Annotated in this window: 16 protein-coding genes; 2 read left to right on the plus strand and 14 right to left on the minus strand. The window is 63.7% G+C overall.

The genetic code is table 11. The features are described 5' to 3' along the window. Positions 1 to 6: 6 nt before the first annotated feature. The 6 genes from RM96_RS18235 to ugpB form a co-directional block, all read right to left on the minus strand. Complete coding sequence (locus RM96_RS18235) at positions 7 to 2,859, minus strand: 2-oxoglutarate dehydrogenase E1 component (protein WP_039012567.1); 2,853 nt, start codon at positions 2,857 to 2,859, stop codon at positions 7 to 9. 277 nt (positions 2,860 to 3,136) lie between these two features. Further along, positions 3,137 to 3,916, minus strand: a complete 780-nt coding sequence (ugpQ, locus tag RM96_RS18240; RefSeq protein WP_052279575.1) for a glycerophosphodiester phosphodiesterase — start codon at positions 3,914 to 3,916, stop codon at positions 3,137 to 3,139. 2 nt (positions 3,917 to 3,918) lie between these two features. Then, positions 3,919 to 5,025 (minus strand): sn-glycerol-3-phosphate import ATP-binding protein UgpC, encoded by a 1,107-nt coding sequence (locus RM96_RS18245; RefSeq protein WP_039012570.1) that lies wholly within the window; start codon positions 5,023 to 5,025, stop codon positions 3,919 to 3,921. 37 nt (positions 5,026 to 5,062) lie between these two features. Further along, entirely contained in the window at positions 5,063 to 5,911 is an 849-nt protein-coding gene (gene ugpE / locus RM96_RS18250) for a sn-glycerol-3-phosphate ABC transporter permease UgpE (protein WP_039012572.1), read from the minus strand. Between the two features lie 11 nt (positions 5,912 to 5,922). Beyond that, positions 5,923 to 6,804, minus strand: coding sequence for a sn-glycerol-3-phosphate ABC transporter permease UgpA (gene ugpA, locus RM96_RS18255; RefSeq protein WP_039012581.1), 882 nt, complete (start codon positions 6,802 to 6,804; stop codon positions 5,923 to 5,925). 96 nt (positions 6,805 to 6,900) lie between these two features. After that, positions 6,901 to 8,217, minus strand: a complete 1,317-nt coding sequence (gene ugpB / locus RM96_RS18260) for a sn-glycerol-3-phosphate ABC transporter substrate-binding protein UgpB (protein ID WP_039012583.1) — start codon at positions 8,215 to 8,217, stop codon at positions 6,901 to 6,903. Between the two features lie 174 nt (positions 8,218 to 8,391). Here ugpB and RM96_RS18265 point away from each other — a divergent pair, with 174 nt between their 5' ends. After that, positions 8,392 to 9,183 carry an HAD-IIB family hydrolase gene (locus RM96_RS18265; RefSeq protein ID WP_039012667.1) on the plus strand — a complete coding sequence of 264 codons (792 nt, stop codon included), beginning with the start codon at positions 8,392 to 8,394 and terminating at the stop codon, positions 9,181 to 9,183. 66 nt (positions 9,184 to 9,249) lie between these two features. Here RM96_RS18265 and ntrC read toward each other — a convergent pair whose 3' ends face one another. From ntrC to RM96_RS18285, 4 genes are all read right to left on the minus strand, one after another. Then, on the minus strand, positions 9,250 to 10,797 hold the full coding sequence (ntrC, locus tag RM96_RS18270) for a nitrogen regulation protein NR(I) (protein WP_039012585.1): 1,548 nt from the start codon (positions 10,795 to 10,797) through the stop codon (positions 9,250 to 9,252). Positions 10,798 to 10,903: 106 nt separating this feature from the next. After that, on the minus strand, positions 10,904 to 12,073 hold the full coding sequence (glnL, locus tag RM96_RS18275; RefSeq protein WP_039012587.1) for a nitrogen regulation protein NR(II): 1,170 nt from the start codon (positions 12,071 to 12,073) through the stop codon (positions 10,904 to 10,906). Between the two features lie 4 nt (positions 12,074 to 12,077). Then, positions 12,078 to 12,647, minus strand: a complete 570-nt coding sequence (locus RM96_RS18280; protein WP_443112258.1) for a DUF4124 domain-containing protein — start codon at positions 12,645 to 12,647, stop codon at positions 12,078 to 12,080. A gap of 123 nt (positions 12,648 to 12,770) precedes the next feature. Continuing rightward, positions 12,771 to 14,186 (minus strand): 3-hydroxylaminophenol mutase, encoded by a 1,416-nt coding sequence (locus tag RM96_RS18285; protein WP_039012589.1) that lies wholly within the window; start codon positions 14,184 to 14,186, stop codon positions 12,771 to 12,773. 470 nt (positions 14,187 to 14,656) lie between these two features. Between RM96_RS18285 and RM96_RS18290 the strand changes: the two genes are divergently transcribed. Further along, the gene (locus RM96_RS18290) at positions 14,657 to 15,121 is read left to right on the plus strand and encodes a rhodanese-like domain-containing protein (RefSeq protein WP_039012591.1); all 465 of its coding nucleotides are present in this window, start codon (positions 14,657 to 14,659) and stop codon (positions 15,119 to 15,121) included. Positions 15,122 to 15,204: 83 nt separating this feature from the next. Here RM96_RS18290 and RM96_RS18295 read toward each other — a convergent pair whose 3' ends face one another. The 4 genes from RM96_RS18295 to RM96_RS18310 form a co-directional block, all read right to left on the minus strand. After that, positions 15,205 to 16,026, minus strand: a complete 822-nt coding sequence (locus RM96_RS18295) for a competence/damage-inducible protein A (RefSeq protein ID WP_039012592.1) — start codon at positions 16,024 to 16,026, stop codon at positions 15,205 to 15,207. 12 nt (positions 16,027 to 16,038) lie between these two features. After that, positions 16,039 to 16,920 carry an EI24 domain-containing protein gene (locus tag RM96_RS18300; RefSeq protein WP_039012595.1) on the minus strand — a complete coding sequence of 294 codons (882 nt, stop codon included), beginning with the start codon at positions 16,918 to 16,920 and terminating at the stop codon, positions 16,039 to 16,041. Between the two features lie 145 nt (positions 16,921 to 17,065). Beyond that, positions 17,066 to 18,052 (minus strand): sterol desaturase family protein, encoded by a 987-nt coding sequence (locus RM96_RS18305; protein WP_039012597.1) that lies wholly within the window; start codon positions 18,050 to 18,052, stop codon positions 17,066 to 17,068. After that, complete coding sequence (locus tag RM96_RS18310; protein ID WP_063925997.1) at positions 18,052 to 18,903, minus strand: polysaccharide deacetylase family protein; 852 nt, start codon at positions 18,901 to 18,903, stop codon at positions 18,052 to 18,054. Before RM96_RS18310 ends, RM96_RS18305 begins: the two co-directional genes overlap by 1 nt. Positions 18,904 to 18,920 lie beyond the last annotated feature (17 nt).

The raw sequence follows: 18,920 nt of genomic DNA on the forward strand, positions 1-18,920 counted from the left end.
CTTGATTTACTTGGTCAGAACAAAGCCCTTGAGCTTGGCGAAGGCAGCATCCAGCAGCGCCTTCTGTTGCTCGTTGTGCTTTGCGTAGTAGCCCACCGCCGGCGAAGCCGAGGCGGGACGACCGGCATAACCGAGCTTCTGGCCTTCCGTCATGTTTTCCATGATGTAGTGCTGCACGAAGAACCAGGCGCCCTGGTTCTGCGGCTCGTCCTGGCACCACACGATTTCGTTGGCGTTCGGATATTTCTTGAGTTCTGCAGCCACTGCCTTGTGCGGGAACGGATACAGCTGCTCCAGCCGGATGATCCCCGTATCGTTGGCCTCGCGTTCCTTGCGCGTGTTGACCAGGTCGTAGTAGACCTTGCCCGAGCACATGATGACGCGCTTGACCTTGCTGGCGTTCAGTTCCTCGTGGTCACTGATCACCGTCTCGAAATGGCCCTTGGCCAGGTCGGACAGCGGCGACACGGCGTCCTTGTTACGCAGCAGCGACTTCGGCGTCATGATCACCAGCGGCTTGCGGAACAGGCGGATCATCTGGCGACGCAGCAGGTGGAAGATCTGTGCCGGCGTGGTCGGCTGGCAAACCTGCATGTTGTGATCGGCGCAAAGCTGCAGGAAACGCTCGATACGTGCCGAGCTGTGTTCCGGACCCTGGCCTTCGTAGCCGTGCGGAAGCATCAGGGTCAGGCCCGATGCACGGCCCCACTTCACTTCGCCGGACGAGATGAACTGGTCGATCACCACCTGGGCACCGTTGACGAAGTCGCCGAACTGGGCTTCCCAGATCACCATCGCGTTCGGTTCAGCGGCCGAGTAGCCATATTCGAAGCCGAGCACGGCCTCTTCGGACAGCACCGAGTCGATCACCGTGAACGGCGCCTGGTTTTCCGACACGTTCTGCAGCGGCACGTAGCTGCCGGCATCCCAGCGCTCACGGTTCTGGTCGTGCAGCACGGCGTGACGATGGGTGAAGGTGCCGCGGCCTGCATCCTGGCCGGTGATACGCACCGGGTAGCCCGACGATACCAGCGACGCGAAGGCCAGGTGTTCGCCCATGCCCCAGTCCAGAGGCTGGTCGCCACGGCCCATGTTGGCGCGGTCCTTGACGACCTTTTCAACCAGCGGGTGCAGCTTGAGGTGCTCGGGGGTGGTGGTGATGCGTTCGGCCAGGCGCTTCAGCTCGGTCACCGGCACGGCGGTGTCGGCGGCATCGGTCCACTTGCGGTTCAGGAACGGCATCCAGTCCACGGCGAACTTGTTCTTGAAGTTCGACAGGACGGGGTCGGCCGTGTGCTTGCCCGCATCCATGGCGGCGCGGTATTCCTTAACCTTCTCGTCACCGAATTCGGCCGGGACCAGGTTCTGGGCAAACAGCTTGTCGGCGTACAGCTTGCGTGTACCCGGATGCTGGCTGATCTTCTTGTACATCAGCGGCTGGGTAACGGCCGGAGTGTCCTGCTCGTTGTGGCCCAGCTTGCGGAAGCAGATGATGTCGACCACGACGTCCTTGTTGAATTCCATGCGGAAATCAACGGCCAGCTGCATGGCGTACACCACGGCTTCGGGATCGTCGCCGTTCACGTGCAGCACCGGGGCTTCGATCATCTTGACCACGTCCGTGCAGTACAGCGTCGAACGGGCGTCGCGCGGATCGGAGGTGGTGAAGCCGATCTGGTTGTTGATGACGATGTGCATCGAGCCGCCCGTGCCGTAGCCGCGGGTCTGCGCGAGGTTCAGCGTCTCCATCACCACGCCCTGGCCGGCAAAGGCCGCGTCGCCGTGCACCTGCACCGGCAGCACTTCCTTGTGGCCGACTTCGCCGCGGCGTTCCTGGCGGGCCTTGGCCGAGCCTTCGACTACCGGGTTGACGATTTCCAGGTGCGACGGGTTGAACGCCAGCGACAGGTGGACCGGGCCGCCCTCGGTCGAGACATCGCTCGAGAAGCCCTTGTGGTACTTGACATCACCGGCCGGCAGGTCGTCGACGTGCTTGCCTTCGAATTCGGCGAACAGGTCGGCGGGCATCTTGCCCAGGGTGTTGACCAGCACGTTCAGGCGGCCGCGGTGGGCCATGCCGATCACGATTTCCTGCACACCCTTGCTGCCGGAGTGCTGGATCAGCTCGTCCATGGCAGCGATGAAGCTCTCACCGCCTTCCAGCGAGAAGCGCTTCTGGCCGACGTACTTGGTGTGGAGGAAGCGCTCCAGGCCTTCAGCCGCGGTCAGGCGGTCAAGGATGTGCTTCTTCTTTTCGAGCGTGAACACCGGCTTGGAACGCGTGGTTTCCAGACGTTCCTGCCACCAGCGCTTCTGCGCCTGGTCGCTCACGTACATGAATTCGGCGCCGATGGTGCCACAGTAGGTTTCGCGCAGGTTGTTGAGCAGCTCGCGCAGGCTCATCGACTCCTTGCCGAAATACGTATTGCTGGCATTGAAGACGATGTCGAGGTCGGCCTCGGAGAAACCGTAGAAGGCGGGATCGAGATCCGGCAGGGGCGGACGCTCCTGGCGCTTCAGCGGATCGAGGTCGGCCCAGTGGGAGCCAATGTTGCGGTAAGCGGCGATCAGCTGCGTGGCAGCGACGCGCTTGCGGCCCATGTCGGAATCGGCCGATGCAACGATGGTCTTGATGGGGCCCTGCTTGGCGCGCTCGGCGAACGAGGCAACGATGGGTGCGTGCGCGATATCGCGCGAATTGGAACCATCCACAGCCGGGACATTCTGCATCGCGTCGAAATACGCGCGCCAGTTGTCGGGAACCGAGCTGGGATTCTGGAGGTAGGCCTCGTACAGCTCTTCAACATAGGGGGCGTTGCCGCCGAAGAGGTACGAATTGCTCTGATACTGCTGCATCATGGGGACGCTCACTTTTCTCCGGGAATGCCGGAGTTCAGCGGGTTATTCAACCTTCCGCGACACGGCTTGACCGGTTAGCGGATCGCAAACAACTCTTGGGAGCCCAACTGAAGGATCCTACGCAAACGGCACCGCTGTGGGTGCCGTAAGTGCCGGTTCCATCACAAGGCCCGAAAGGGCAAGTTGTGCGGGGAAGGACCTGAGTCTTCACGGCGGTAAGAATAGCACGTTTGCCTGCGCGCGATGTGGACTTTTCGCGATCCAGAATAGCATCTCTCTAGGACACGGGAACGATCAGGTCCACCGCATCGGTGATCAGTCCGTCCAGGCCCCACTCCAGTAGCTGCGCCGCGCGCTCAGGGTCGTTGACCGTGTAGCTGAGCACCCGGAAGCCAGCCGCATGCGCCTCGGCAATAATCTTTGCACCGAGCACGCGATGATTGGCATCCAGCGCCACGCACTCGAGTTCGCGCAGCCGGTCCAGCCAGTCCACGGGCAGCTTGTCCAGCAGCAATGCCCTCGGCAGTTCCGGCGCAACCCGGCGGGCCGCCGCCAGCGCCTCTTCCGAGAATGATGACAGCAGCGGCGGCACTGGCGCCCCTCGCCACAGGCTCTGCGCGTCCAGCGCCACCGCGGCACCCGTCAGTGTCTCCCGTCCCGGGACAGGCTTGATCTCGATGTTGATGCAATACCCGTTGGCGCAGGTGTACCGCGCGATCGCGGCGAGCGTCGGCACGGGCTCGCCTGCATACGTTGTGCTATGCCAGCTCCCTGCGTCGAGCTGCGCCACCTCGCCAAGGGTCAGGCCGTCCACGCGCCCGCGGCCAGAGGTAGTCCGGTCCAGCGTGGCGTCGTGCATCAGGACTGGCTTGCCATCGGCGGTTAGCTTCACGTCGAATTCGAACATGCGGTAGCCAAGGGACGCGCCATGGCGGAAGGCCGCCAGCGTGTTCTCCGGCGCCAGCTTGCCGGCGCCGCGATGCGCAATATGGCGTGGGTATGGCCAGCTCTCGGCGGTCACTGCCTGGGATGACCGGGTTGCCTGGTCGTCTGTCATGGTCAGGCCTCGATCCGCTTGCCCGACTCGGGCTCGAAGAAATGCAGGTGGTCCGCCGAAGATGTCACCGGCAGCCGGTCGCCCGCGCGCACCTTCGCATGGCTGTCGAGCCGCACCACAATCGGCTGCCCCCCCAGAGAGCCGTAGGCGAACGAATCGGCGCCGAGTGCCTCGACCACGCGCACGTCCACTTCGGCAATCGCCTCGTGCGCGGCGCATGGCTCGACATGCTCGGGGCGCAGGCCCAGCAAGGCGCGCTCGGGCAGGTGCAGGCCCATCGGCAGGTGGCCGAGCGTGGCGGCGGCGGAGCTGTCGCCCTCCTTCTGCACGACGCGCATCTGTGCCGCCGCGCTATCGGCGCCGTTGTTGCGCGCCACCGGAATCAGGTTCATCGGCGGCGAGCCGATAAAGCCGGCCACGAACGTGCTGGCCGGGCGCGCATAGACCTCCAGCGGCGTCCCGATCTGCTCCACCCGTCCGCCATTGAGCACCATCATGCGGTCAGCCAGCGTCATGGCTTCGACCTGGTCGTGCGTCACGTAAAGGCTGGTTGTACCGAGCCGGCGATGCAGCTCCTTGAGTTCCAGCCGCATCTGCACGCGCAGCTTGGCATCGAGATTTGACAGTGGCTCGTCGAACAGGAACACCGCGGGCTCGCGCACGATGGCACGCCCCATGGCCACCCGCTGGCGCTGGCCGCCGGAAAGCTGGCGAGGCTTGCGGTCGAGCAGCGGCGCCAGCTCAAGAATGCCGGCCGCGTGCTGCACGCGCTGCGTGATCTCGGCCTTGGGCATGCCGCGGATCTTCAGCCCGTAGGCCATGTTGTCGTACACGCTCATATGCGGATAGAGCGCGTAGTTCTGGAACACCATCGCAATATCGCGCTCGGCCGGCTCCAGCTGGTTGACGACCTTATCGCCGATATGGACCTCGCCGCCGGTGATCGTCTCGAGCCCCGCCACCATTCGCAGCAGCGTGGACTTGCCGCAGCCCGAAGGGCCGACGATGACAATGAACTCGCCATCGGCGATTTCCATGTCGATGCCGTGCACGACCTTGACGTTGCCGGCATAGGTTTTTTGAACGTTGCGAAGTGACAGTTTTGCCATTGCTGTAGTCCCGCGCGCGCCACTCGGCCGCCGCGCCTTATTTTTCCGTTTCGACCAGGCCCTTGACGAACCACTTCTGCATCAGCACCACCACTACGGCCGGCGGAATCATGGCCAGCATGACGGTGGCCATCACCAGGTTCCAGTCGGTCGCCGCATCGCCGGAGCGTGAAATCATCTGCGTCACGCCAACCACCACCGGCGTCATCGATTTCTGCGTGGTGATCAGCAGCGGCCAGAGATACTGGTTCCAACCGTAGATGAACTGGATCACGAACAGCGCCGCGATGCTGGTCCGTGACAGCGGCAGCACCACGTCCCAAAAAAAGCGCAGCGGCCCTGCCCCGTCCATGCGCGCGGCCTCGGCCAGCTCGTCGGGAATGGTCAGGAAGAATTGCCGGAAGAGAAAGGTAGCCGTCGCCGACGCAATGATCGGGATGGTCAGGCCGAAGTAGCTGTCCAGCATACCCAAGTCCGACACCACCTTGTAGGTCGGCAGGATGCGCACCTCGACCGGCAGCATCAGCGTGACGAAGATCAGCCAGAAGAAGGTCTTGCGCAACGGGAACCTGAAATAGACCATGGCAAAGGCCGAGATGATCGAGATGGCGATCTTCCCCAGCGCAATGCCCAGCGCCATGATCAGGCTGTTCTTCATCATGGTCGAGACCGGCGACGCGGCATTGCCAACGCCTTCGATCAGCACAGTCCGGTAGTTCTCAAGCAGGTGGCTTCCGGGCAGCAGCGTCATTGGCGCCTGCAGTACCTCATCCGCGGTCAGCGTGGACGCCACGAACGTGACATAGACCGGGAAAGCCACCAATCCCACGCCCAGCAGGAGCACGAGGTGGGAGAGCACATCAAGGATAGGTCGTCGTTCTACCATCTTGCCCGCCTTCAGTACTGGACCTTGCGTTCCACGTATCGGAACTGCACCACGGTCAACACCATCACAATAGCCATCAGCACCACTGACTGCGCAGCCGAGCCGCCGATATCGAGCCCGCGGAAACCGTCGTGGTAGACCTTGTAGACGAGAGTATTGGTCGCATTGACGGGGCCGCCATGCGTCACCGCATCGATAATCGCAAAGGTGTCAAAGAAGGCGTAGACAACGTTGATCACCATCAGGAAGAAGGTCGTCGGCGACAGAAGCGGAAATATGATCGACCAGAACCGCCGCCAGGGTCCAGCACCGTCGATCGCCGCCGCTTCGATCAGCGATTTCGGAATACTCTGCAGGCCGGCCAGGAAAAACAGGAAGTTGTAGCTGACCTGCTTCCAGGCAGCGATGATCACCACCAGCGTCATCGCCTGCGCGCTGTCGAGCAGGAAGTTCCAGTTCACGCCAAGCGCGTGCAGTGCATAGGACACCACGCCCAGCGTGGGATTGAACAGGAACATCCAGAGCACGCCAGCGACGGCCGGGGCCACCGCATAAGGCCAGATGAGAAGAAGCTTGTAGCCCGTTGCGCCGCGCACCAGGCGGTCGGCGAAGTAAGCGAGCAGCAATGAAACTGACAAGCCCAGCAACGTCACGCCCACCGCGAACACTGCCGTCACGCGAAAGGAATTCAGGTATTCGGTGTCGTTGAACAGCGTGCGGAAGTTGTCCAGTCCGGCGAACTGCAGGTCGATGCCGAACGCATCTTGCTGAAACACGGATTGATACAGCGCCTGCGCCGCCGGCAGGAAGAAGAAAATCAATGTCACGGCCATCTGCGGCAAGACCAGCAGGTATGGCAGCCACGAGGAGCGGAATACGACCCGTTTTTCCATAGCGCATCCAGTGCCGCAACAGCGAAACCGCTGCCGCGCCCAAGAAACTGGGCGCACGCCGAGTTTGTACTCAGCCATGCGCCCGCCTGACCGAGATTACTCGCGCACAGTCTTCTGGAATCGCTCCAGCAGTTCGTTGCCCCGCGCCACCGCGGCGTCCAGCGCCTCCTTGGGCTGCTTCTTGCCCGACCAGACGGCCTCGAGTTCTTCGTCAATCACGCTGCGAATCTGCGGGAAGTTGCCCAGGCGAATGCCGCGCGATTTATCGGTGGTCTTGACGATCATCTGCTTGACCGCCACGTCAGCCCCCGGATTCTTCTCGTAGAAACCTGACTTCTTGGTCAGCTCGTACGCCGCCAGCGTCACGGGCAGGTAGCCGGTTGACTGGTGCCAGTCGGCCTGGACGTCCGGGCGCGACAGGTAGCTGAAGAATTTGGCAACGCCTTTGTACTCCTCGGCCTTGCGGCCGCCCATCACCCACAGCGAGGCGCCGCCGATGATCGTATTCTGCGGCGCACCCGGCACGCCCTGCTCGTACGGTAGCTGGGCCACGGTGAAATCGAACTTCGCGTTCTTGCGAATATTGGCAAGAGCCGCGGATGAGCCAGTCAGCATGGCGCACTGGCCCGCGATGAACTTGGCCTTGGGCTCGTCCTTGCGGCCGCCGTAGACAAAGTAGCCCTTCTGCGCCATATCGAGCAGGTTGGCGATGTGCTTGACGTGCAGGGGCGAATTGAACACCAGGCGCGCACCCGGTCCGCCAAAACCGTTGTTCTCGGTGGCGAAGAGCACGTTATGCCAGGCAGAGAAGCTCTCGAGCTGCACCCACGACTGCCAGTCCGTGGTGTAGCCGCACGACACGCCGGCTGCTTTCAGCTTGGCGGCATCGGTTGCCACTTCCTGCCAGGTCACCGGAGGCTTGTTGGGATCCAGGCCCGCCTTTTTGAATGCATCCTTGTTGTAGTACATCACCGTGGTCGAGCTGTTGAACGGGAAGGACATCATCTCGCCCTTGCTCGACGTGTAGTAACCCGCCACCGCCGGAATGTAGGCCTTGGGGTCGAACTTTTCGCCGGCCTCCTTCATGACCGTCGCCACCGGCTTGATGGCGCCCTTGGCGTTCATCATGGTTGCCGTGCCCACCTCGAACACCTGCAGGATCGCCGGCGCATTGCCCGAGCGGAATGCCGCAATGCCGGCAGCCAGGGATTCGTCATACTGCCCCTTGTAGACCGGCACGATCTTGTAGTCGGACTGGCTGGCGTTGAACTGGCCTGCGATCGCGTTCACCTTGTCGTTTAGCGCCCCTTCCATGGAGTGCCACCACTGGATCTCGACGGCGGCATATGCCGGGACGGTACCGGCCAGCAAGGCAACGGCAAAAAACGACAACGCAGTGCGTTTGATGGTCATGAGAGATGCTCCCGTTATTCAATTCGGTGTATCGGACAAAATCAACGGACTCTATGCACTTTTTGTGACAGCGGCATGTTACCCCTGTCATGCGCGCAAGCAAACCGGGCAAACCCTTCAGAACGCCACATCTTGCGGTGCAATAGCGACAATTGAGCCGGTACAATGCCTGCCATGCAAGCCATCATCAGCCTTCCTGCGCCTGCCCTGCGCCGCGTTCGCGGTGTGCTGACCGATATCGACGGTACGCTGACCACCGACGGCCGGCTTCCGGCCGCCGCCTACCTGGCACTGGACCGCCTCCACCGCGCCGGCCTGCACATCATCCCCGTCACCGGCCGCTGCATCGCGTGGGCCGAGATCCTGACCCGCCTCTGGCCGGTCGATGCCATCATCAGCGAGAACGGCGCCTGCTATTCGCACCTGCACAACGGCAAGCTGCTGACCCGCTTTGTCGACGATGCCCCGACCCGCGCGCGTAACCTGGAACGCATTCATGCTCTGGGCGAGCGCATCCTGCGCGAAGTCCCTGGCTGTGCCCTCGCCTCCGACCAGGCCTGGCACGCCGCCGACCTGGCGGTCGACCATGCCGAGGACGTTGCGCCCCTGCCTGACGAAGCGGTGGCGCGCATCGCGCAGATCATGCGCGAAGCAGGCATGACCGCCACTGTCAGCTCGATCCACGTCAATGGCTGGTTCGGGCAGCATGACAAGCTGACCATGAGCCGCCTGTGCGTGGCCGAACTGCTGGGCGGCGACCTGGACGCGCAGCGCGACGAATGGCTGTTCATCGGCGATTCGGCCAACGACGCCACCATGTTCGGGCATTTCCCGCTTTCGGTCGGGGTGGCCAACGTGCGCGAGATCCTGCCGCAACTGCCGGTGGCGCCGGCTTACGTCACTGAAGCCGCCTGCGGCGAGGGCTTTGCCGAGATGGCAGAGCTGCTGCTCGCGGCGCGAAGCTAGCGGCTTCATCCACATAAAAAAAACGGCCGGGATGTCCCGGCCGTTTTCACTCCCCCGCCACCTTCCTCAATCAAACCCCAGCTCCTGCAGCTTGCGGGTAATCGTGTTTCGGCCGATACCCAGCCGCGTGGCCGCCTCAACCCGCCGGCCGCGCGTCACGCCCAGCGCGGCCTCGAGCACAGCCTTCTCGAAGCGGCGCGTCAAGACGTCCATGACTTCGGGCTGGCCGGCCTCCAGCATCGCGCGCGCCTCGCCCGCGAGCAGGTGTTCCCAGCCCGCGGCGAGACCCGCCGACGCCGTCACCACCGCGGGGCGGACTGCGGTCACGGTGTCGGCCTCGGCAACCGGCGTGGCAACGCCGCCGTAGTCGGCAATGTCGTGGCTCTCGAACTCGCCGCCGGCCGGCCTGGCTTCCGCCATCCGCTCCGGTGCACGAGGGACAGCCGCACCCTGGTCCGACGTGCCGCTGATCATCTCGCGCGGCAGGTCCTTGACTTCGATGGTCTGCGCCGGAGCCATCACGGTCAGCCAGTTGCAGAGGTTCTCCAGCTGCCGCACGTTGCCGGGAAACGGCAGCGTGCTGACGTACGCCAGCGCCTCGTCCGACATGCGCTTGGGTTCCACGCCCAGTTCCTTGGCGCTCTTCTGCAGGAAATGACGGGCCAGCAGCGTGATGTCTTCCGGACGCTCGCGCAACGGCGGCAGGCGCAGCCGGATCACGTTAAGACGGTGGAACAAGTCCTCGCGGAACAGCCCTTCCTTGACCCGCTGCTCCAGATTCTGGTGCGTCGCAGCAATGACGCGGACGTTGGCACGCAGGGGATTGTGACCGCCGACCCGATAGAAATTGCCGTCCGAGAGCACGCGAAGCAGGCGTGTCTGCAGATCGAACGGCATATCGCCGATTTCGTCGAGGAACAGCGTGCCCCCCTCGGCCTGCTCGAAGCGGCCGCGGCGCATGGTCTGGGCGCCGGTAAATGCGCCGCGCTCGTGGCCGAACAGCTCCGATTCCAGCAGGTCTTTCGGAATCGCCGCGGTGTTCAGCGCGATGAACGGACCATTTGCGCGCGGGCTGTGCTTGTGCAGCGCGCGGGCCACCAGTTCCTTGCCGGTGCCGGACTCGCCGGTGATCATCACGGTCACATTGGACTGCGACAACCTGCCGATGGCGCGGAATACGTCCTGCATGGCCGGCGCCTGCCCGAGGATCTCGGGGGCATCGACCAGGCGGTCATCCATTTCCTCTTCGCGCAGGCTTTCTTCGAGGGCGCGGCGGATCAGCTCCACCGCCTTGTCGACATCGAAGGGCTTGGCGAGATACTCGAAGGCGCCGCCCTGAAACGCTGCCACGGCGCTATCCAGGTCCGAATAGGCGGTCATCACGATGACCGGCAGGCCCGGGTGCCGTGCCTTGAGCGCCTGCAACAGGTCCAGGCCCGAGCCGCCGGGCATGCGGATATCCGAAATCAGGACCTGCGGTTCATCGTCCTCCAATGCCGCGAGCACGTCGCGCACATTGGTAAAGCTGCGGGAGAGCAGGCTTTCACGGGCCAGGGCCTTCTCGAGTACCCAGCGGATTGATTGATCGTCGTCGACTATCCAGATCGGCTTCATGTGCGTCGCTTGTCTGCTCGGTGTCATTTGGTCTTCCGCATGCCCGGCCGAGGCGGCAGGAGCAATGATCGCTCGCAAGATCGGCCGAACTGCGCCGGCGCGGATGCTAGTGCAGCGGCAGCAGGATGCGGAAGTCGGTACAGCCCGGCCTGCTCTCGCATTCGATCAAGCCCTCGTGCTGCTGCACGAAGGTTTGAGCGAGTGTGAGGCCGAGACCGCTGCCGCCATCCCTACCCGAGACCAGCGGATAGAAGATGCGTTCGCGAATGTCCTCGGGAATGCCTGGGCCGTTGTCTATGACATGCAAGTCCAATGCCAGCTTGTACAGCCGCTTGGCAATCGTGACCTGGCGCGCCACGCGGGTACGCAGGACGATCTGCGCGTCCCCCCGGGCGATGCGCTCCGCCAGCGCCTGCGCGGCGTTGTGAACGATGTTCAGCACGGCCTGGATCAGCTGCTCCATGTCGCCGCGCAGTTCCGGCAGGCTGGCATCGTAGTCGCGCTCGATGTTCAGGCCATTGGGGAATTCGGCCAGCACCACCGAGCGCACGCGCTCCAGCACCTCGTGGATATTGAGGCTCGATACGATGTGCGGATGCCGATGAGGCTCCAGCAGGCGGTCCACCAGCGTCTGCAGGCGGTCCGACTCCTTGATGATGACCTGCGTGTACTCCCGCAGCGAGCGCTCGGGGAGTTCGAACTCCAGCAGCTGTGCCGCACCGCGAATGCCGCCTAGCGGATTCTTGATCTCGTGGGCAAGATTGCGGATCAGTTCCTTGTTGGCCGAGGTCAGGTCGAGAATCCGCTCTTCGCGCTCGCTGCGCACCTTCTGCTCGTTAAGCAGCACCTCGACCACGACTGTATCCGCCGCGGCGTCCAGCATGCCGATGACCACGTGGGCGTGGATCGGCTCCTGCAACGGCGGACGCAGCACCAGGTCCTGGCGGCGCACATCGAACTGCCGTGTGACTACCGTTTCAATCATGCTGCCGAGCTCGTCCGACTGGCCGAACAGATCGGCCAGCGACAGCTCGACCATCGCCTTGCGCGACACCGCAAAGCTGGCCTCGGCCGCCGGGTTCGCATAGATCACGCGCAGCCCCGGCTGCTTCACCAGCAGGATCGGGTTGGCGACGACATCGAGGCCGGAATGCAAGGCGACAGCGCCCATTGACAGCACCTGACCGCTTTCCGGCGTTCCGGCATTTGCCGGCGAGTCAGCCGGGCCAGCGCTGCCGCTGACCTTGCGCGACACACCACGAATCAGGCGACGCATAAGACTAGTCCTTCAGGTTGGAAAGCTCACGCCGCAGCGATGCCGCATTGGCCTCGCTGCGGGTGATGTCGTCGCGCAGCGCCGCTGTGCGATCGAGGTATTTCTGATAGTTGCGTTCATTGCCCTGGCGCTCGGGTTGGCCGTTGTTGTATTCGGCACGCAGCGTCGAGAGCTTGGCCTCCTCGGATTGCAGTTCCTGCTCCAGCACGGCGCGCCGCTCGCTGTCGCGGCTCTTTTGGGTGGCGCCGTCAACGCGCGGGAAGCTGCCGCTGCTGGCAGCGCCGGCACTGCCACCGCTGCCGGCCTTGGCCGGCGCTGTGGTACGCCCGCCCGGCACGGTGACGACTTCCGGCAGGTTCAGCCGCTTGCAGCCCTTGCCGCCATTGCCATTGCGGTACTCCGGCACACCATTTGGACCGGTGCAGACGTAGACATCTGAAGACTGTGCCGGCGCATGCTGGCTCCAGGCTGCCAGCGTCAGCGCAACTGCGCACACCACGATGGGGAATCGAACACGGAGTTGGTGCAGCGACTGGGCCCGGAAGGCCGCGAGCGGAAACGCGTTCATGAACATCAGACCTGGGTTGAACGGAAAGCCCCATTCTAGCGAGCAAAACAAAAAGGGGCAGCCGAGGCCGCCCCTTCATGGTGCAACTGTTGCCCGGTCACAACCTGCGTCATCCCGGGCAAGCCCCGCTTACAGCGAGTAGTACATCTCGAACTCGACCGGGTGCGTGGTCATGCGGAAGCGGGTGACTTCTTCCATCTTCAGCTCGATGTAGGCATCGATCATGGAGTTGGAGAACACGCCACCGCGGGTCAGGAACTCACGGTCGTTATCGAGGTATTCCAGCGCCTGGTCGAGGCTCGAGCAGACGGTCGGGATCTTTGCATCCTCTTCCGGCGGCAGGTCGTACAGGTTCTTGTCGGCGGCTTCGCCCGGGTGGATCTTGTTCATCACACCGTCCAGGCCGGCCATCAGCAGTGCCGAGAAGCCCAGGTACGGGTTCATCAGCGGATCCGGGAAGCGGGTCTCGATGCGGCGGCCCTTCGGGTTGGCCACATACGGGATGCGGATCGAAGCCGAACGGTTGCGGGCCGAGTAGGCCAGCTTCACCGGGGCTTCGAAGCCCGGCACCAGGCGTTTGTACGAGTTGGTGCCCGGGTTGGTGATGGCGTTCAGCGCGCGGGCGTGCTTAATGATGCCGCCGATGTAGTACAGGGCGAATTCCGACAGGCCGGCGTAGCCGTTGCCTGCGAACAGGTTCTGGCCGTCCTTCCACACGGACTGGTGCACGTGCATGCCCGAACCGTTGTCGCCAACGACCGGCTTCGGCATGAAGGTGGCGGTCTTGCCGTAGGTATGGGCGACGTTCTGGATCACGTACTTCTGCAGCTGGGTCCAGTCTGCGCGCTGCACCAGCGTGCTGAACTTGGTGCCGATTTCGTTCTGGCCCTGGCCTGCCACTTCGTGGTGGTGGACTTCAACGGGGATGCCCAGCGATTCCAGGATCAGGCACATTTCCGAACGGATGTCCTGGAAGGTGTCGATCGGGGCGACCGGGAAGTAGCCGCCCTTCTTGCCCGGACGGTGACCGGTATTGCCGTGCTCGAACTCCTTGCCGGCCGACCACGGTGCTTCTTCCGAGTGGATCTTGACGAAGCAGCCCTGCATGTCGACGTTCCAGGTCACGCCGTCGAAGATGAAGAATTCGGGTTCCGGACCGAAGTAGGCGGTGTCGCCCAGGCCGGTGCTCTTCAGGTAGGCTTCGGCGCGCTTGGCGATCGAGCGCGGGTCGCGGTCATAGCCCTTGCCGTCCGACGGCTCGACCACGTCGCAGGTCAGCACCAGCGTCGGTTCTTCGTAGAACGGATCGATGTTTGCGGTATTCGGATCCGGCATCAGCAGCATGTCCGAAGCTTCGATACCCTTCCAGCCAGCGATCGACGAACCGTCGAAGGCGTGGCCGCTTTCGAACTTGTCTTCGTCAAAGTGCGACACGGGCACGGACACGTGTTGCTCCTTGCCTTTGGTATCGGTGAAACGGAAATCGACGAACTTGACGTCGTTTTCCTTCACAAGCTTCATCACATCTGCAACGCTGTGGGCCATGCCAATCTCCTGGATATTCGGCTGAAGTCTAGAAAGCCATTCTTGGGCCGGCCTCGTCAAGGGGTCTGCATTTGCAGTGACCGCGCTCTCGGAAACCTGCCACGAAAGGGACGAGGAATGTTAGCAGAAAGCATGCCAAGTTAAGCATCTGCCGGGCGCCCGCGGCCCGAAAAAAGTGCACTGCCAAGGCCGCCCGCACAGGCCCGGGGTGGTGGATCGGATACTACAGGCGGGCAGGCCGGAACAGGTGTCGCCAGCGTTACCCGGCCGCGCTCTCTTCGCCCAAACATAAAACACCACAACGGTGCATTCCGCAAGGAAAGGCACCATTTAAGTGCTTATGCACCAAAAGAGATATTTTCCTCGGCGCCTCCGGCACCGATGGCGGCAATGTCTCTGCCGGCCCTGCCAGGCGATAGAATAGGGGTCTGGCGACCCTGCCAATTCCACTCATTGAATTTGTCACCCAGATGACCACCCGAGACGAACTCCTCCAGGCTGCGCGGCAGCGCCAGCAACAGAACCAGCTTCCCTACTTCGGCGCCTTGTCGCCCCAGGAAGCCTTCGCGCTGCTGCAAAGCGACCCGTCGGCCGTGCTGGTCGATGTGCGCACGCAGGCCGAACTGGACTGGGTAGGCGGCGTCGATCTGCCCGACGAACAGTTCGCCCACGTCGAATGGATGACGTATCCGGGCGGCGCGCAGAATGGCCGCTTTCTCGAAGAGCTGAAAGCCCGTGTGCCGGCTGATGCACCCGTGCTGTTCCTGTGCCGCAGCGCAGCCCGCTCGAAGCACGCGGCGCGCGTCGCCACCGAGGCCGGCTACCAGTACGCGATGGATGTACTGGAAGGCTTTGAGGGCAACCGCGACGAGCAGCACCACCGCAAGACCGTGGAAGGCTGGTGCGTGCGCGGCCTGCCGTGGCACGGCGCCTGAGCGTAAATCGTCGCAGATGAAAAGGGGCAGCTTCAGGCTGCCCCTTCTTCCTTTGGCATGACAGGCGCGGTCGCCTGCGGCCCCTATTCTTTCCTATCGCGCGCGGGCTGTTCCACAACCTCGAAGCCCATTCCGGCCACGCCTTCCAGCAACATCGCATAGGCCGGCGCAACCAGGTCGGCCGGGCCCTTGACGCCAAGATCGATGTGCCGGCGCTCGAAGCGGTCACCACGCGTCACGTCGCCCACGGAAGGAAGACTGAACACGCGAATGCCGGCAAAGGTCGCCTCCACCCGCTCCATCAGCGGCGTCAGCGTCGACTCCGGCGCCTCGAACACATAGAAGGCCCGCTCCTGCTGGCTGACCTGGTGAAAGAGGTGCGGATAGTAGTGATCCAGCACCCATTCCATCATCGGCCACGCCATGACCGGAAAGCCCGGCATGAAATGATGATCCGCGACCGAGAACCCCGGGATGCGGTTGTAGGCGTTCGGAATGATCCGCGCGCCTTCAGGGAACTCGCCCATCTTGAAGCGGTGCTGGTTCTCCGGCTGGTTCAGGTCCGCCTTGACGGGATCGCCGGCGGCGGTCTCCGCAATCCGCAATGCAATCTGTTCACGTGCTTCGGGATGGAGGACCAATGGCACCCCCAGGGCCGCCGCGGCGCACTGGCGGGTGTGGTCGTCCGGCGTTGCGCCGATGCCGCCCGTGCAGAAGACCACATCGGGCCCTGCCAGCGTGCGCCGCAGCGTGGCCGTGATGCGTGCGCGGTCGTCGCCGACGTACTCCGCCCAGTCCAGCGCCAGGCCGCGCGCACCGAGCAGTTCGATGGCGCGGCGCATGTGCTTGTCTTCGCGCCGCCCCGACAGAATCTCGTCTCCGATGACGATGAGGCCGAAACCCATGATGCCCTCGCTTCAGGAATGTTCAATGCGGCGCACGTCCGACGGCGCCAGGTCGATGACGTCTCCCATCGCTGCCGGAGCCGCCGGCGGCGCTGCCGCCGCGCGCTCGGCCCGCAACCGTGCCAGCGCGTGCAGGCAGAAGTGGCCGAACCACAATGCCGAGAAGATGAATATCAGGACGTACAGCCACAGCGTGCCGGCAAGCACGAACGGGAACAGGAAAATGATTGCGGCCGAAGACACCCACAGCAGCGTCGGCGCCGAGCCAAGCAGGCCCACTGCCACGCCCATCACCAGAAGCGGGACGCGGTGACGATGCATCAGGACCTTGCGCTCTTCAGCGGTTGCATGTTCGGCCAGCGCGTCGTAGGTCATGACACGGTAAGTCAGCCATCCCCACAGCACGGGCGGAATCAGCGCAAAGAATGGCGGCACCAGCCAGAGCGGCAACGTTACCAGCACCAGCACCAGGAAGACGAACGTGCTGCCCAGCGACTGGAATACGCTCCCCAGCAGGCTGCCGCCGTGAGCCTTGGCGAGATCGGGATAGCTGCGCTCCAGATGGCGCACCGCCGATGGCACGGAGAAAATGCTGATGAACACCAGCATCGAGGCGATCACCAGTGGCACGGCCAGCGCGGCCACGAACAGCGGTGCCACGACCGCCCGCATCGATTGCAGCCCGAACCAGTCGAGCGCGCTGTAGATCCAGCTGGTCAGCATCGAGCCCTCCAGCAGGGCCCGGGTCGTGCTCATGATCGGATCCCACCACCACCAGAGCAGGCCGCCCCACAACAGCGTGGCAAGGACGAACGGCAACACGGTCAGCATCAGCATGCGGGGATGAAGCTGGCTGATCAGCGCGCGGCCAAACGAGCGAAAAATATCGTTCATGCAGTTCGGTGACGAAGCAAAAGTGGAGTCGGAAACGGCCGGGCGCGCGCCCGGCGAAGGACAAGAACACTAGCATACGCCACTTGCGGCTACGCGCGGCCTGGGGGAAAGATCCAGACTGCGCGCCGTGGTTCCCGCCGAAGCGTCAGCCCAGGCGCAGCAGGCGCTTGATGCCGTACCACTGCTGGATGAGGAAGCCCGATCCGTAGTCGCGGCCCTTGCCGGCCGGAGGCGGCATCTGGTCGCGGATGCCGGTGGGATAGTAGGTGTCGGTAAATACCGCGGTGCGGAACAGCATGTCCCACCATGGGAAGATCACGCCATAGTTGCAGCCGCCCAGCCTGGCCGGAGCGCCGGCCGCTTCGTGCCCGATGCCGACCGCGTGGTGCGTGCGGTGAAATCGCGGCGACACCAGCAAGCGCTCCCCGAGCGCGCCGAAGTGCAGCCGCAGGTTGGCGTGCTGCAGGCTCTGCAGCAATTGGGACAGCGCCACCAGCAGCACATATTGCGACGGCTCGACACCCACGGCCAGCGCCACCACCGCAAAGACCAGGTCGCGCAGCATGTCGTCCAGCAGGTGGTTGCGGTTGTCGCTCCACAGCGTCATCTGGCGCTGGCTGTGGTGGACCGCATGCAGGCTCCACCACCAGCGATACGTGTGCGAAAGCCGGTGATACCAGTAGCCGAGCAGGTCGAACAGCAGCAGGTAGACGAAGAAGCTGACCAGCGGGATCGAAGTCACCCCCGGCCACCAGTCCTCCACATTGACGCGCTGCCAGCCCATCAGCCGCAGGTGGCCTTCCAGCGCGTCGGTGAGCGGCGCCAGCAGGAAGAACATGGCCAGCCGGAACAGGCCGAGCCGATGGATCAGGGTGTAGAGGATATCGGTCCGGATGCCGGCCCGGTCCGTCACGGCCTCAACCGGGCGCAGCTTCTCCAGCGGGCCGAGGATCAGGATCATGACCGCAATCTGGACCAGCCCCACCAGCAGCCATTCCGTGCCGGTGAACGCGTCTTCCGCATAACCGCCAAAGCCCAGGTTGTAGACCACGGGCAGCACGACGTCCTGGAAGAGCGTGCCTTCGATCTGGCCGATCCAGCCACTAACCGAGCCGCTAAGCGTGTCCCACATTACCGCCTCACCTCCGTCCTCTCCTTCCGAGAAGACTTCGCGATCCAGTCCTTGTAGGCCGGGTGTTCGCGCAGCGTCGCGAAGCAGAAGCCCTTGCGCTCGAGCCCGCTGATCAGCGGCTCCAGCACGCCCGGCGCCCATGGATCCTTGCGCGACCAGATGCCCAGATGGGCCATGGTGATATCGCCGTCGCGCAGGTCACGCAACGCGCGATCCAGCAGGACCTGGTTCGGATAGCGTTCCGAAGACAGTTCGTCTCCAAGGAAACCGGCGGGGGCCCAGCCGACGTGCCGGAAGCCGCATTGCTCGGCCCATTCGACCGTCTGCGGCGCGGTGTGGCCGCCCGGCGCACGCCACAGCGGCACCATATTGCTGCCGGTCATGGCGTGGAATGCCTGCGCGCTGCGTTGCAGCTCCGTGCAGAAATCCGACGCATTCATGGTGACATCCTTGCCGGCCTGCGCACCGAATTGCGGCCGCATGGTGACCTTGCCGCCACGCACGCTGCGCAGGTAAACATGGTCGAACGTATGGGTGCCGAAGGCGTGGCCATCCGCCGCCAGCATCTTCCAGTATGGCGCCCAGCCGGGATCGAGGGAACTGTCCTTGCGAACCGTCGGCTCGTTGGCGAGGAAGAAGGTCGCCCTGATATGGTGTCGGCGCAGGGTCTCGGCGATCAGTTCGGCCTGGCTCATGCTGCCAGTGTCGAACGTGAGGTAAAGCGTCCCGGCCGGGCAAGCCTTTTCGGCGGCCTTGCCGGCGTCGGCGGCGTATGCCATCGCCGGCAGCGCGGCGCCGATGGCCAGTGCCGCCAGGCAGCGCTTCAAGCGGGGCGCGATCGGATTGCGCATGGTGCTTTCCCTGCCCC

It is taken from the genome of Cupriavidus sp. IDO, assembly GCF_000812465.1.
GTDB lineage: Bacteria > Pseudomonadota > Gammaproteobacteria > Burkholderiales > Burkholderiaceae > Cupriavidus.

Bases quoted from the DNA above. Each gene is read 5' to 3' on its own strand.
- RM96_RS18235 (WP_039012567.1), bottom strand. From the start codon at position 2,859: ATGATGCAGCAGTATCAGAGCAATTCGTACCTCTTCGGCGGCAACGCC.
- ugpQ (WP_052279575.1), bottom strand. From the start codon at position 3,916: ATGACAGACGACCAGGCAACCCGGTCATCCCAGGCAGTGACCGCCGAG.
- RM96_RS18245 (WP_039012570.1), bottom strand. From the start codon at position 5,025: ATGGCAAAACTGTCACTTCGCAACGTTCAAAAAACCTATGCCGGCAAC.
- ugpE (WP_039012572.1), bottom strand. From the start codon at position 5,911: ATGGTAGAACGACGACCTATCCTTGATGTGCTCTCCCACCTCGTGCTC.
- ugpA (WP_039012581.1), bottom strand. From the start codon at position 6,804: ATGGAAAAACGGGTCGTATTCCGCTCCTCGTGGCTGCCATACCTGCTG.
- ugpB (WP_039012583.1), bottom strand. From the start codon at position 8,217: ATGACCATCAAACGCACTGCGTTGTCGTTTTTTGCCGTTGCCTTGCTG.
- RM96_RS18265 (WP_039012667.1), top strand. From the start codon at position 8,392: ATGCAAGCCATCATCAGCCTTCCTGCGCCTGCCCTGCGCCGCGTTCGC.
- ntrC (WP_039012585.1), bottom strand. From the start codon at position 10,797: ATGAAGCCGATCTGGATAGTCGACGACGATCAATCAATCCGCTGGGTA.
- glnL (WP_039012587.1), bottom strand. From the start codon at position 12,073: ATGCGTCGCCTGATTCGTGGTGTGTCGCGCAAGGTCAGCGGCAGCGCT.
- RM96_RS18280 (WP_443112258.1), bottom strand. From the start codon at position 12,647: ATGTTCATGAACGCGTTTCCGCTCGCGGCCTTCCGGGCCCAGTCGCTG.
- RM96_RS18285 (WP_039012589.1), bottom strand. From the start codon at position 14,186: ATGGCCCACAGCGTTGCAGATGTGATGAAGCTTGTGAAGGAAAACGAC.
- RM96_RS18290 (WP_039012591.1), top strand. From the start codon at position 14,657: ATGACCACCCGAGACGAACTCCTCCAGGCTGCGCGGCAGCGCCAGCAA.
- RM96_RS18295 (WP_039012592.1), bottom strand. From the start codon at position 16,026: ATGGGTTTCGGCCTCATCGTCATCGGAGACGAGATTCTGTCGGGGCGG.
- RM96_RS18300 (WP_039012595.1), bottom strand. From the start codon at position 16,920: ATGAACGATATTTTTCGCTCGTTTGGCCGCGCGCTGATCAGCCAGCTT.
- RM96_RS18305 (WP_039012597.1), bottom strand. From the start codon at position 18,052: ATGTGGGACACGCTTAGCGGCTCGGTTAGTGGCTGGATCGGCCAGATC.
- RM96_RS18310 (WP_063925997.1), bottom strand. From the start codon at position 18,903: ATGCGCAATCCGATCGCGCCCCGCTTGAAGCGCTGCCTGGCGGCACTG.